Here is a 13,199-nt window from a genome sequence, read left to right as displayed (position 1 = left end):
TTGTTCGATATTACTTTCTATCAGAGATGACTGATGCATCTTATATATCCTTCAGAGCTATATGCCGGACTAAAGCTATCAGCTTTAAGCTGTCAGCTGTCAGCTGTCAGCTGTCAGCTGTCAGTCAGACACTTAATTCAGCGACGTGATCAGCCCGTTGATCATTTTGGAAATTTCTCTTGTCTCCTCCAGCCATGCTTTTCCGGGCTCAGAGGTGATGTAACCAATTTCCATGCCGATATAAATTTGTGTTCTCAGCTCGGCGCATGAGCCTCGGGCAATCACTAAAAAATGTGTTTTATCTTTAACAGTCTGTCGCGTCATGCCTTTGGCGTTTTAGCTGTCAGTTATTAGCTATCAGCTGTCAGTCGACTTGCTGTGCCTGCAGGCTCAGCACTTATCCTGCCGACTCTGGTTGTTTTACTGAAAGCTGACAGCATAAAGCTTACAGCTGGTTATTTCCGAGGCGCTGCGCGCCTCAGAAATAACCCTCTTGTTTCTTTTTCTCCATCGACGCCGCCGAGTCGTGGTCAATCATGCGGCCCTGGCGCTCGGACGTTTTGGTCAGCAGCATTTCCTGAATAATGTCGGGCAGGGTGGCGGCGGTAGACTCCACCGCGCCGGTGAGCGGGTAGCAGCCAAGGGTGCGAAAACGCACGCTTTTCATCATGGGCACTTCGCCGTCTTTCAGCGGCATGCGCTCGTCATCCACCATGATCAGGGTGCCGTCGCGCTCCACCACCGGGCGCTCGGCGGCGTAATACAGGGGCACAATGGGAATGTTCTCGAGGTGAATGTATTGCCAGATGTCCAGCTCGGTCCAGTTGGACAGCGGGAACACGCGAATGGACTCGCCCTTGTGTTTGCGGGCGTTATATTGCTTCCACAGCTCGGGACGCTGGTTTTTCGGATCCCAGCGGTGCTGCTCGGTGCGGAACGAGAAAATCCGCTCCTTGGCGCGGGACTTTTCTTCATCGCGGCGGGCACCACCAAAGGCGGCATCAAAGCCGTATTTATCCAGCGCCTGCTTCAGGCCTTCGGTCTTGGTGATGTCGGTATGAATGGCCGAGCCGTGGGTAAAGGGGTTGATGTCTTTTTCAATGGCTTCCGGGTTCACATGTACCAGCAGCTCCATACCCAGCTTCTTGGCCATGTAGTCGCGAAACTCGTACATTTCACGGAACTTCCAGCGGGTATCCACATGCAGCAAGGGGAAGGGCGGTACCGACGGGTAAAACGCCTTCATGGCCAGATGCAGCATAACGGCGCTGTCTTTGCCAATGGAATAAAGCATGACCGGGTTGTCGGCCTCGGCCACCACTTCCCGCATAATGTGAATACTTTCGGCTTCCAGCCGTTGCAGGTGCGTCAGATTCATAGTGATACTGTTCTCGCCTTTGGATTATGCTAATAACAAAATGTTATAGATATTCTATGTATCCAGTTTATTTGATATATGCGTACAATGATACCCCTGCTAAAGAGCGAGTGGTTATATATGTCAGCATATTTGGTATTAGCATCTGTCGGCGTCTTGCTGGCGTTACTGATCCACGGCCGGATCAAGCCGGCTGTATTATTCAGTGGCTGGGCAGTGGGCTATGTGATTTTTGGTGTTATCAGCGAGCAGGCCATGCTGACCAGCTTTTCCAACCCAGCGCTGATCACCCTGCTGGTGCTGATGCTGGTGTCACTGGCACTGGAGCGTTCGCCACTGCTGGAGCGGCTGTCAGATTCTTTGCTGCAGGGCAGAGAGTGGCATGCCAGCCTGCGGCTGATGGGGCTGACTGCCGGCTTGTCGGCGTTTCTGAACAATACCGCCGTGGTGGGATCCTTGCTTGGCGTCATTTCCCGCCAGCGTCATATTCCCGCCTCGCGCCTGCTTATTCCGCTGTCATTTGCTTCGATTCTGGGGGGCATCACTACCCTGATTGGCACCTCCACCAATCTGGTGGTGAACTCCTTTGTGGTGAATGCCGGATTGCCGGCATTGGGCATGTTTGAATTCACTCTGGTAGGACTGCCAGTAGCGCTCTTGTGCCTGCTGGGCCTGCTGTTCAGCAGGCGGCTGTTACCGTCACATCAGCAACAGGGCAGTGAATGCACTCACTCTTATTTCCTGGAAGCCCGGGTGGAAGCCGGCTCGCCGCTGGTGGGAATGAGCATTGAGCATAACGGTTTGCGCCGGCTTAACGGTTTATTTTTGCTGGAAATTGCCCGCAATGACCGGCTGATAAGTCCCGTTTCTCCCGATGAAGTGCTGGAAGCGGATGATGTGCTGGTATTTACCGGTGAAGTGGAAAAAGTGCAGGCGCTGCAGCAGTTTTCCGGCCTGCAGCTGTTTGGCAACGGCGTAGACCGGCTGCTGGCGTCCAACCTGGTGGAGGTGGTGATTTCCAACGAGTCTGAGCTGGCCAACCGCACCCTGCAGGAAGTGGACTTTCGCACCATGTTCAATGCCGGTGTAGTGGGTATTCGCCGTGGCGGCAGGCGGCTGTATGGCACCCTGGGTAAAATTCCGCTGCGGGTAGGAGACAGCATGCTGTTGGCGGTGGGGCCGGACTTTAAACAACACCGCAATCTGGACCGTAACTTTCATCTGCTCAGTAACAGCCTGCAGCGGCCCAAACTCAGCATGAAACAGAGTCTGTTAGCCTTCAGCGGCTTTGGACTGGTCATTGGTCTGGCAGCGCTGGGGCTGCTGCCGCTGCTGAATGGTCTTTTGTTACTGCTGGCGGCATTGTTGCTGAGCCGGGTTCTTACACTGTCGGAGCTGCGCCGGCGTTTTCCTTTTGAGCTGATGATGGTGATTGGCTCAGCGCTGACTGTGGCCAAGGCGCTGGAAAGCTCAGGGGCGGCAGAGCTGGTAGCAGATGTTATGCGCTCTCTGTTTAACGGTTATGGTGTGATGGGCGCGTTTGTGGGGGTGTATCTCATTACTTTGTTGCTGACCGAAACCGTCACCAACAATGCCGCTGCGGCCCTGGCATTTCCCATTGGCTTATCGACTGCTCATGGGTTTGGTGTGGATCCCATGCCCTTTGTTATGGCGGTAGCTTTTGGAGCCAGCGCCTGTTTTCTGGTGCCTTTTGGCTATCAGACCCACCTGATGGTCTATTCGCCGGGCCGTTACCGGGTTATCGATTATATTAAAACCGGACTGCCCATCAGTCTGCTTTACAGCGCCGGTGTGCTGGTACTGATACCGCTGTTTTTTCCGTTCTAACGGCGAATAAAACCGCAGTCGGTTCACAAGCGGTTGCATTGAAAGGCCGTTTTGCTACACTGGCCTCGCTTCGATGGTGGCCCCGTTGGTCCTCCCGCATCGAAACCTTGTCTACCTGGTCAGGCCCGGAAGGGAGCAGCCACGGCAAGGACCTTCGAGTGCCGGGATGTGGCTGGCGGGCGCCACCTCCAATATTCATACGAATCCCTTCGATTTTTCTTCTTTTTACGTTTCTCATTCAGAAATCAAAGCCTTCAACATCTGTCAAAATCTGCGCATCGCCTTTGTCTGGCTGTGTAAAACGTCGCCGTCTTCAAGCAATGGCAGTTGATATTTAAAGCTTCGGCATGGCCCGGAGCGCAGGCGGCCCGCCTGCATCTTGCCGCGTAGCGGTAACCTTGCTTACTCTTCTTGTTCGCCATGGGCACCAACCCATGCCACACTGGCTGCATATCGGTTGTTGCATACGGATGAGTGCCGCCATGTCAGGAAAAACCTTAATCCCTTTCGCCATCAGGGATGCCGATCAGCAAATCGTCTCTGTGGAAGAGGTGGAAAGCGGCCTTGGTTGTGGGTGCCATTGCCCCAGTTGCCATGGTGTGCTGATAGCACGAAAGAGCCAGCATAAAGCCCATCATTTCAGCCACCACAAGGGTAGCGAACGGGATTGCGCCTTTGCCTTTGAGACCAGCATTCGCCTGATGTTGCTGGACAAACTGGACCGGATTAACTCGCTCAGCACGCCGGCGCTGCGCATTGATGGTTTTCACAAGCCGGTGTGCACGGGCAAAACCCTGGCGGTGAGCCATGTTCCGTCATCCGGCCCGGCAGAAGGGCCCACGGCGCTATATCAGGTGGGGAATGACGCCAAATACAGGCTTGACATTTACCTGCCGCCGGCGGGCACCTGTGCAACCGCACCGCCGCTCTGGCTGTATCATCCGCGGGCTCAACAAAGCCGCAGCAACCACAGTCGCCTCAGTTCCCGCCCATTGCCAGACCAAGACAAGTCGCTCCGGTCAGAATCAGCGCCCCCACTCAGCCCAAACGCCCAGGCATCTGCAAACACTGCCGGCTGGATGCGTCCGATATTTCCCCAGAAGGCTACTGCTACCGGCAAGCTTGCATGGATTCAAGAAAGCTTACCCAAAGCGCTGCTGCAAATAGGCTATAATGTCGTTCGACTCATACATCCACTGGGTTTCGCCGTTTTCCTCAATGCGCAGGCAGGGAGATTTTACCCGGCCGCCGCCGGCCTGCAGTTCGTCTCTGTGGGGAGAGCCGGGATGTACATTGCGTTTTTCAATGGGCAGATTCAGCTTGTGCATGTTCCGGCGCACCTTGATACAGAACGGGCAGCGGGGCAGCTGATAGAGCGCCAGTTGCTGGCAGGCTTCATTTACTTCTTGCTGCGCCTCGGGGGCGCGCTTCATTTTGGCGGGGCGGGTAAGCAGATCACCCACCTGAACAATGCCACCCACTCCATTGCGTAACAGCTTGACCAACATTCAGTGTTCTCCTTGATGATGTAAAGTCAGGATTGTAACTGAAAGGGCGGCCAGGTTCGTCCTTTCAGTATGTTAAGCCACACAGGGAGGGAGCCATGCTGGAATTTCGCCGGGTGCACAAATGTTATGCCACGCCTCAGGGGCCGCTGGCCGTGTTGCAGGGGGTGGATCTGAACCTTGCCGCCGGCGAAAGTCTGGCGTTGATGGGGGAGTCGGGCAGCGGCAAATCGACGCTGCTGCATCTGGCGGCGGGGCTGGATGTGCCCGATCGGGGCGAGGTGGTCATTGGCGGCACTTCGCTGGCCGGTCTGCATGACTCAGGCCGGGCCGCCCTGAGACGCACCAGTCTGGGGCTGGTGTTTCAGCAGTTTCATCTGGTGCCAAGTTTGAACGTGGCCGACAACCTGAGGCTGCAGGCCCGGCTGGCGGGAAGGGAAGATCCGGTTTGGTCGGCGCACCTGCTGGCGCGTCTGGGGCTGAGCGGGCGCGAGCATGATTACCCCGAGCAGCTTTCCGGCGGTCAGCAGCAGCGGCTGGCTATCGGCCGGGCACTGGCGTCCCGCCCGGCGTTGTTACTGGCGGATGAGCCCACCGGCAATCTGGATGAAACTACCGCCGATGCGGTGCTGGCGCTGCTGCTGACGCTGGTGGCGGAAAGCGGCAGCAGCCTGCTGATGGTGACCCACAGTCCTAAAATGGCCGCGCCGCTGAACAGATGTTTAACCCTGCATCACGGCAGGCTTGTACCTGGGAGCACCGCATCATGATTCGAGTGGTGCTGGCTACTCTGTTGTCTCATTACCGGCGTCATCCGGGGCAGCTGGCCATGCTGCTGCTGGGGCTCTGGGTAGCGGGGGCGCTGTGGAGCGGGGTGCAGGCCATTAACGCTTCAGCGAAGGACAATTACGCCCGCGCCGAGGCACTGCTGGGCGGCAGTCTGGTGCGGCTGGAGCGGGATAACGGCGCGCCACTCACTCATGATGACTTTGTGGCACTGCGCCGGGCCGGGGTGCCGGTGTCGCCGCTGCTGGAAGGAGAGCGCGTCACCGACAGAGGCGTTCGGCTTACCCTGGTGGGCATTGATCCTTTCACTCTGCCGTCCGGCAGCAGCCTTGGCAGCACAGAGGGGCAGTTGCAGGACTTTATTGCGCCGCCCTGGCAAGTGCGGCTGGCACCAGACACCCAGGCGCAGCTGGGTGAGGTGGCCAGGCTGCAAAATGGCACTGTGTTGCCGCCCATGGTCGCGGACTCCGGGTTGCCGCCCAATATGGCGGTGATGGACATGGCCATTGCGGCGCAGTTACTGCAGGCCGGGGATAAGATTACCGCCCTGATTGGCCGTTTTGAGCAGGTACCGGCCGGGTTCAGGCAGGTTACAAGCGCCGGCCCCGGCGAGCTGACCCAAAGCTTCCATCTTAATCTCACCGCCATGGCGCTGCTGGCGCTGGTGGTGGGACTGTTTATTGTGCAGGCAGCGCTGGGGCTGGCGCTGGAGCAGCGGTTGGGCTTATTGCGCACCCTGCGGGCGCTGGGGGTGCCGGGCCGCAGCTTAACCGGCCTGCTGGCACTGGAGCTGTTGCTGCTGGGGCTGCTCGGCGCGGTGGCAGGGCTGGTGAGCGGGGTCTGGCTGGCCGGCCGTCTGCTGCCGGACGTGGCGGCCACCCTGCAAAGTCTGTATGACGCCAATGTCAGTGCCGGACTCAGCCTGCCCTGGCATTACTGGCTGGGTGGTATGGGTGTCACGCTGGGCGGACTGCTGCTTGCCGGCAGTGGCGTCTTGTGGCGGGCCAGCCGCTTGCCACTGCTGGAGCTCGGTCAGGCACAGGCCTGGCGGGCCGGTTTTCAGCGCCAGTTGCGCTTGCAGCGCTGGCTGGGGGCGGTGGCGGCGTTGCTGGCGCTGGCATGCGGGCTTTGGTTGAGTATGTCAGCTGCCGGTGAGGGCTTGCTCGCCGGCTTCGGGCTGGTGGCGACCATTTTGCTGGCCGCCGCACTCTGGCTGCCGCCGCTGCTGGGCGGGCTGCTGGACGGGTTGTTACCGCTGGCGCGCCGCCGTCCACTGACACAGTGGGCGCTGGCCGACATGCAGCTGCAACTGCCGCGTTTGTCTCTTGCCATGATGGCTTTGCTGATTGCCCTGGCCGCCAATCTGGGGGTAAGCAGCATGGTGGGCGGCTTTCGGCTGACCTTTCTCGACTGGCTCGAACAACGGCTGCTGGCAGACCTGTATTTGCGGCCGCCGGCAGCAGAGTTTGAGCGCATTCATGCCTGGCTTGGCCAGCGGCCCGAGGTGCAGACCATTCTCACCACCGCCCGTGCCGAGACCGAATTGCTTGAGGTGACCGCCGGCAAGCGGCTGCGCCGCCTTCATGTGCCGCTTGCCATTGCCGGCATAACGCCGGCACCGGTGCTGGTGGCCCGCTGGCCTCTGCTGGTGCCTGAGCAGCGTCAGGCCGCCTGGCAGGGTTTGCAACGGGGAGGGGCCTTTATTAACGAGCAGCTGGCCCGGCGTGAAGGCATTACAACCGGCGACCGGCTGACCATGGCGGTGCCCGGCGGTATAAAAACGGTAACAGTGGCGGGCATTTACCCGGACTACGGTAACCCGAGAGGCGAGCTGGTGCTGACCACGGCGCAGGTGCAGCAGTGGTTTGGCGTGCCGCCTGAGGCCATGGGTATCGTGCTTGCGCCCGGTGCCCGGGCCGGTCCGCCACGCCGGCAACTGAGCGAGCGTTTTAATGTAACAGTGCAGGATCAGCGGGAAGTGAAACAGACCGCCACCACCATTTTTGAGCGCACTTTTGCCATTACCAGGGCGCTGAATGCGCTCACTCTGGCGGTGGCGGCACTGGCACTGCTGGCCACCCTGCTGGCCCAGGCAGGGGCCTTGCGCCGGCGTCTGGCCACCATTCGGGCTCTTGGGGTGTCCCGGCACCGGTTGCTGGCGGTTCAGCTGGCCCAGCTTGCCGGCCTGGCGCTGACTACCGGGCTGCTGGCCATTCCGCTGGGGATAGCCATTACCGCTTGTCTGGTGTGGGGCATTAATGTCGCGGCTTTTGGCTGGCGGCTGCCACTGCATCTGTTTCCCGGCGAAATGGCGGTGACCCTGATGATGGCTGTGCTGGTGGCGCTGCTGGCAGCAGCCCTGCCCGTGCTGAGGCTGTGGCGTACGCCACCCCGGGCGCTGCTGGCGGAGGAAGAAAACCCATGAAGTATTTCAAGCCTGTTGCCCAGGCTCTGCCGGCTAAAGCGGCAGCTACCCTCTTCCTGCTGTGCGGGTTATTGGTTGTGAGCGGCTGCGATGCCGGCAGGGAGACCACTGCCAATGATGCCGGCTTTACCGGTCTGGGAGCAGCCAGCGAGGGATATACCCGGGCCCATGCCGGCATGTCCCTGAATTTTCCTGCCGATCACGGCCCGCACACAGGGTTTCGTATTGAGTGGTGGTATCTCACTGCCAATCTTGAAGACGAGCGGGGCGAGCCCCTGGGGTTGCAGTGGACCTTGTTTCGTCAGGCGCAGCAGTCCGTGAACACAGCAACGCCGGACAGCCCCTGGGCGGCACAGCAGATCTGGATGGCGCACATGGCGCTGTCTCGGGGCGAGCAGCACAGGGTGGCCGAGCGCTTTGCGAGGGGGACTGATGTGGTTCGTGCTGATCATCAGGCTGGCGTGATGGCGCAGCCGTTTCGGGCCTGGCTGGATAACTGGCAGCTGGAAAGTCTGAGCACCACCGAGGATGCTCTGGACCGGCTACAACTCTCGGCCGAAGCCAAAGACGGACAGGGCGACTTTGGCTATGAGCTGACGCTTGAAGCCAGCGGCCCGCTGGTACGTCATGGCATCAAGGGGTTCAGCCAGAAGTCTGCCAATGGCCAGGGCTCCATGTATTACAGTCAGCCCTTTTACCGGGCAAGTGGCCGGGTGTGGCTGAACGGCGAGTCGGTTTCCGTGAATGGCGAGGCCTGGCTGGACCGGGAATGGAGCAGTCAGCTGCTGAGTGAAAAGCAGTCTGGTTGGGACTGGTTTTCCCTGCATCTGAACAGCGGCCACAAGCTGATGGCCTTTCGTCTGCGGGGCGGGGGCGACAATCACAGCGATTATCTGTCCGGCAGCTGGATCAGCCCGGACGGGGAGATTATGCCGCTGAGTGCAGAGAGTATAACGCTGACGCCCCTGGAAAACGCCGACGTCGCCGGCCGGCACGTGCCGGTGCACTGGCGGCTCACCCTGCCGGAACAACAGCTGACGCTGTCTGTCAGCGCTCACCACCCCAATCGCTGGATGCATACTTCGGTGCCCTACTGGGAGGGGGCGGTCAGCGTGACCGATGCCGACAGCGGTGCGCCCCTTGGCCGGGGTTATCTGGAGATGACCGGATATTGATACGTTATGGCCAATGAGCTTTACAGATACATAAGAATTACCTTATATTAGTATCATCTTAATAAAAGGAGAGCGCATCATGACAAAGGGAAGAAAAACACTGGCCGCGCTGGCGCTGGGTGCCGGCATGAGTGCTGCAGGCGCGGCGCAGGCAGCGGAGTCAAAGGTATTACTGCTGGTCACCAGTGCTGCCCCTCAGGTGCAGGGCATGGCCATGGTACTGGGTAATGCCATGCAACAGCAGGGCAGTAGCGTAAACGTACTGCTGTGTGACAAAGCGGGAGATCTGGCTATTAGCGGGTACAGCAGTGCACCGCTGAAGCCCAACAATGTGACCCCGGAACAACTGATGGACAAGTTGCAGCAAGGAGGGGGCAAGGTGAGCGTGTGCGCACTTTATTTGCCCAATAGTGAATATACTCAGGCTGATCTGCGCGAGCAGGTTGACGTGGCCACGCCGGCCAACATGGCTGCCATGATGACGGCGGACGATGTGCGGGTATTCAGCTTTTAATAAGGGGTGACATTATGTGGAAACGTTTAACACCGGCGCTGCTGGCAGTAAGCATGGCACTGCCTGTTTATGCCGGGGCCGATGAGCTGGGCCTGAGCGCCAGACAAGCCTACGAGCTGAACCGCGACAATGAGCAGGTATTGCTGCTGGATGTGCGTGATCCGGTGGAGATCATGTTTGTGGGGGGCACCAATGAAGTGGATCTGAACGTGCCTTACCTGCTGGTGGACCGCAGCGTCTGGGATGAAGACAAGCAACGGTTCCGTTTATACCGCAACCCGCAGTTTATAGAGCAGGTAAAAGCAGCCCTGGCGGAGCGTGGTCTGGATGAAACCGCTACCATCATTACCATGTGCCGCTCCGGCAGTGAGCGGGGCCTGCCCAGTGCCGAATTCTTGCAGGAGCATGGTTTTACCAATGCTCACTATGTGGTGCATGGCTTTCAGGGTGACAGCATCAAGTCTGGTGAACAGGCCGGTTTCAGGCTGGTGAACGGCTGGCAGAACGAGGGGCTGCCCTGGAGCCCGCGGCTGAGCCCCGACAAACTGCAGCGTCCGCAATAACGTCTGGCGTTCTGAGCATTAAAAAACCGGTATCAGCCGGTTTTTTAATGCCAGCGGTAAGTTAATTGTTAAAACCAATTAAAAAAATAGAGAAAAACCATTATTAAAACCGCCTATTCTGGTCAATAGTGTTATTTGAACCCCAACAAGCTGTTGGTGGCCAAGCTGCTGCTACGCACAGAAGGAGAAGAATGATGTCAGCCAAGAAATGCCCGGTTATGCATGGTGCCGTTACCGAGGTTGGCCAGTCGAACATGAACTGGTGGCCCAAGGCTCTGAATCTCGACATACTTCATCAGCACGACAGCAAAACCAATCCCATGGAAAGCGGTTTTAATTATCGCGAGCAGGTAAAAACCCTCGACTTTGCTGCCCTTAAAAAAGATCTCACCGAGTTAATGACCAACAGCCAGCCCTGGTGGCCGGCCGACTGGGGCCATTATGGCGGCCTGATGATACGGCTGTCCTGGCATGCCGCCGGCTCTTACCGCATTGCCGACGGCCGTGGTGGTGCTGCCACCGGTAACCAGCGCTTTGCCCCGCTTAACTCCTGGCCCGACAATGCCAACCTCGATAAAGCCCGCCGGCTGCTGTGGCCCATTAAAAGAAAGTATGGCAACAAGCTGAGCTGGGCAGATCTCATCACCTATGCCGGCACCATCGCCTATGAGTCCATGGGCCTCAAGACCTTTGGCTTTGCCTTTGGCCGGGAAGATATCTGGCATCCGGAAAAAGACATTTACTGGGGAGCGGAAAAAGAATGGCTGGCACCCAGCGGCAGCGAAAACAGCCGTTATTCCGGCGAGCGGGATCTGGAAAACCCGCTGGCAGCGGTGATGATGGGGCTGATTTATGTCAACCCGGAAGGGGTAGACGGCAAGCCCGATCCGCAGAAAACTGCCCATGACATACGAGAAACCTTCAAGCGCATGGCCATGAACGACGAAGAAACCGTGGCGCTGACCGCCGGTGGCCATACGGTGGGTAAAACCCATGGCAACGGCAATGCCGCCGAGCTTGGCCCCGAGCCTGAGGCTGCCGGTCCGGAGGAGCAGGGTCTGGGATGGAACAACCACACTCGCCGTGGCATTGGCCGTGATACCGTGACCAGCGGTCTGGAAGGTGCCTGGACTACCCATCCCACCGTATGGGATAACGGGTATTTTGAGATGCTGCTTAACCATGAATGGAAATCGGTTAAAAGCCCGGCGGGGGCCTGGCAATGGGAGCCGGTGGATATCAAGGAAGAAGATAAACCAGTGGACGTGGAGGATCCTTCCATTCGTCATAACCCCATGATGACAGACGCCGACATGGCGATGAAGGTGGACCCGGCCTACCGTAAAATATCCGAGCGCTTTTATCAGGATCCGGCTTACTTCTCCGAGGTGTTTGCCCGGGCCTGGTTCAAGCTCACCCACAGGGATATGGGACCCGGCACCCGTTATATTGGCCCGGATGCACCCAAAGAAACCCTGATCTGGCAGGATCCCGTGCCCGCCGGCTCCACCCAGTACAATGTGCAGGATGTTAAAGACAAGATCGCCAAAAGCGGGCTTACTATCAGCGAGCTGGTGTCCACCGCCTGGGACAGCGCCAGAACCTTCCGTGGCTCGGATATGCGCGGCGGTGCCAATGGTGCCCGTATTCGCCTTGAGCCGCAACGAAGCTGGGAAGGCAATGAGCCGGCGCGGCTGAACAAGGTGCTGAGTGTGCTTGAACCCATTGCCGCCGACAGCGGTGCCAGTCTGGCCGATGTGATTGTTCTGGCAGGTAATGTGGGCATAGAGCAGGCCGCAGCGGCAGGGGGTGTGCAGCTGGAAGTGCCGTTTTCGCCGGGCCGGGGCGATGCCACCGATGACATGACGGATGTGGAGTCTTTTGAACCACTGGAGCCGGTGCATGATGGCTACCGTAACTGGCTGAAAAAAGACTATGCGGTGAATGCGGAAGAGCTGCTGCTCGACAGAACCCAACTGATGGGGCTGACTGCTCCGGAAATGACGGTGCTGATCGGCGGCATGCGGGTATTGGGCACCAACCACGGTGGCAGCAAACACGGTGTGTTCACCAGCCGGCCGGGCACCCTGTCCAATGACTTTTTTGTGAACCTCACCGATATGAATTACCGCTGGCAGCCGGCGGGAGATCATTATGAAATCCGGGACCGGCAAAGCGATGACGTCAAGTGGACCGCCAGCCGGGTAGACCTGGTGTTTGGCTCCAATTCGGTGCTTCGTGCCTATGCCGAGCTGTATGCCCAGGACGATAACAGAGTCAAGTTTGTGCACGACTTTGTGGCTGCCTGGACCAAGGTGATGAACGCCGACCGTTTTGATTTAAACGCCTGATCCAGTCCTTTCTGCCGCTATGGCCACCAGTGTTATCAGGTGATCCCCATGGCGGCAGTATCTTGCTGTCACTTCTGTACCCGCCGGCCAGTGCTTGTTGAGACTGGTCAGCAGCCGCATTCTGGCACGGCCGTTACTGGCCGCCACCACTTGCGCATCCTGAAAGTAAAACTGTGTTCCCGTCAGCGGATACAGCGCCTTGTACAGACTTTCTTTTAAGGAAAACGCCAGGGTCAGCTGCTCACCAAGACAGGCCCCGGTCAGCCGGGTCTGCTCATCGGCGGTCAGCAGGGCAGGGATCAGCGCGCTGGCCCTGTCATGGGCAAGGCAGGGCTCAATATCCACGCCAAGCGCGCCATAGTCTTGAGTGCGGGCCACCACGGCAGCGGCATGGGTGTCGCTGTGGCTGATGCTGCCGGTAAACCCGGCCGGCCACACAGGAGCACGCTTCGGCCCCATGGCCGGCATATGGTGCACCCCTGCCAGCCGGTACAGTGCTTCAGCAGCGCACCGGCGGCCGGCAATAAACTCGGCCCGGCGTTTGGCAGAAGCCTTGTTCAAGCCCAGCCGGCCGGTGTCTGCCTTTGCCAGCTGGTTCCTGTCAAACCGGCCGCCAATAAAACAGACGTTGGCCAGTCCGGGCCTGAACAACAT

Annotated in this window: 12 protein-coding genes and 1 other RNA gene; 8 read left to right on the top strand and 5 right to left on the bottom strand. The window is 58.7% G+C overall.

Translation table 11 applies throughout. From position 1 onward, the window contains the following. Positions 1-132: 132 nt before the first annotated feature. Complete coding sequence (locus G364_RS16545) at positions 133-324, bottom strand: four helix bundle protein (protein ID WP_019935427.1); 192 nt, start codon at positions 322-324, stop codon at positions 133-135. Between the two features lie 154 nt (positions 325-478). Next, a complete protein-coding gene (gene cysD, locus G364_RS0112175; RefSeq protein WP_019935426.1) occupies positions 479-1,378 on the bottom strand; it encodes a sulfate adenylyltransferase subunit CysD in 900 nt (299 codons plus the stop codon). A 120-nt stretch (positions 1,379-1,498) separates the two neighbouring features. Here cysD and G364_RS0112170 point away from each other — a divergent pair, with 120 nt between their 5' ends. Next, positions 1,499-3,226, top strand: a complete 1,728-nt coding sequence (locus G364_RS0112170; RefSeq protein WP_019935425.1) for an SLC13 family permease — start codon at positions 1,499-1,501, stop codon at positions 3,224-3,226. 83 nt (positions 3,227-3,309) lie between these two features. Beyond that, an RNA gene (gene ffs, locus G364_RS17070) (signal recognition particle sRNA small type) lies at positions 3,310-3,407 on the top strand. 316 nt (positions 3,408-3,723) lie between these two features. Here ffs and G364_RS0112160 read toward each other — a convergent pair. Further along, a complete protein-coding gene (locus G364_RS0112160) occupies positions 3,724-4,035 on the bottom strand; it encodes a hypothetical protein (RefSeq protein WP_019935423.1) in 312 nt (103 codons plus the stop codon). 333 nt (positions 4,036-4,368) lie between these two features. Continuing rightward, complete coding sequence (locus tag G364_RS0112155; protein ID WP_019935422.1) at positions 4,369-4,734, bottom strand: glutathione S-transferase N-terminal domain-containing protein; 366 nt, start codon at positions 4,732-4,734, stop codon at positions 4,369-4,371. Positions 4,735-4,829: 95 nt separating this feature from the next. Here G364_RS0112155 and G364_RS0112150 point away from each other — a divergent pair, with 95 nt between their 5' ends. The 6 genes from G364_RS0112150 (at position 4,830) to katG (ending at position 12,545) form a co-directional block, all read left to right on the top strand. Next, a complete protein-coding gene (locus G364_RS0112150) occupies positions 4,830-5,501 on the top strand; it encodes an ABC transporter ATP-binding protein (RefSeq protein WP_019935421.1) in 672 nt (223 codons plus the stop codon). Further along, positions 5,498-7,942: an FtsX-like permease family protein gene (locus tag G364_RS0112145; protein WP_019935420.1), complete on the top strand. Its 2,445-nt coding sequence runs from the start codon at positions 5,498-5,500 to the stop codon at positions 7,940-7,942. The genes G364_RS0112150 and G364_RS0112145 overlap by 4 nt, the downstream gene beginning before the upstream one ends. Then, positions 7,939-9,117 carry a lipocalin-like domain-containing protein gene (locus G364_RS0112140; RefSeq protein ID WP_019935419.1) on the top strand — a complete coding sequence of 393 codons (1,179 nt, stop codon included), beginning with the start codon at positions 7,939-7,941 and terminating at the stop codon, positions 9,115-9,117. Before G364_RS0112145 ends, G364_RS0112140 begins: the two co-directional genes overlap by 4 nt. 79 nt (positions 9,118-9,196) lie before the next feature. Then, the gene (locus G364_RS0112135) at positions 9,197-9,631 is read left to right on the top strand and encodes a DsrE family protein (protein ID WP_019935418.1); all 435 of its coding nucleotides are present in this window, start codon (positions 9,197-9,199) and stop codon (positions 9,629-9,631) included. A gap of 14 nt (positions 9,632-9,645) precedes the next feature. Then, positions 9,646-10,194: a rhodanese-like domain-containing protein gene (locus tag G364_RS0112130; RefSeq protein WP_019935417.1), complete on the top strand. Its 549-nt coding sequence runs from the start codon at positions 9,646-9,648 to the stop codon at positions 10,192-10,194. A 194-nt stretch (positions 10,195-10,388) separates the two neighbouring features. Next, positions 10,389-12,545 carry a catalase/peroxidase HPI gene (gene katG / locus G364_RS0112125; RefSeq protein ID WP_019935416.1) on the top strand — a complete coding sequence of 719 codons (2,157 nt, stop codon included), beginning with the start codon at positions 10,389-10,391 and terminating at the stop codon, positions 12,543-12,545. Here the strand turns inward: katG and G364_RS16540 are convergent. Then, positions 12,534-13,199, bottom strand: a complete 666-nt coding sequence (locus tag G364_RS16540) for a 4'-phosphopantetheinyl transferase family protein (protein ID WP_019935415.1) — start codon at positions 13,197-13,199, stop codon at positions 12,534-12,536. The genes katG and G364_RS16540 overlap by 12 nt on opposite strands.

Origin of the sequence: Oceanimonas smirnovii ATCC BAA-899, assembly GCF_000381965.1 — a bacterium.
In the GTDB taxonomy this organism is placed as follows: domain Bacteria; phylum Pseudomonadota; class Gammaproteobacteria; order Enterobacterales; family Aeromonadaceae; genus Oceanimonas; species Oceanimonas smirnovii.
The sequence above is the reverse complement of the archived record's forward strand: the minus strand, read 5'-3'. Positions and strand labels throughout refer to the sequence as shown.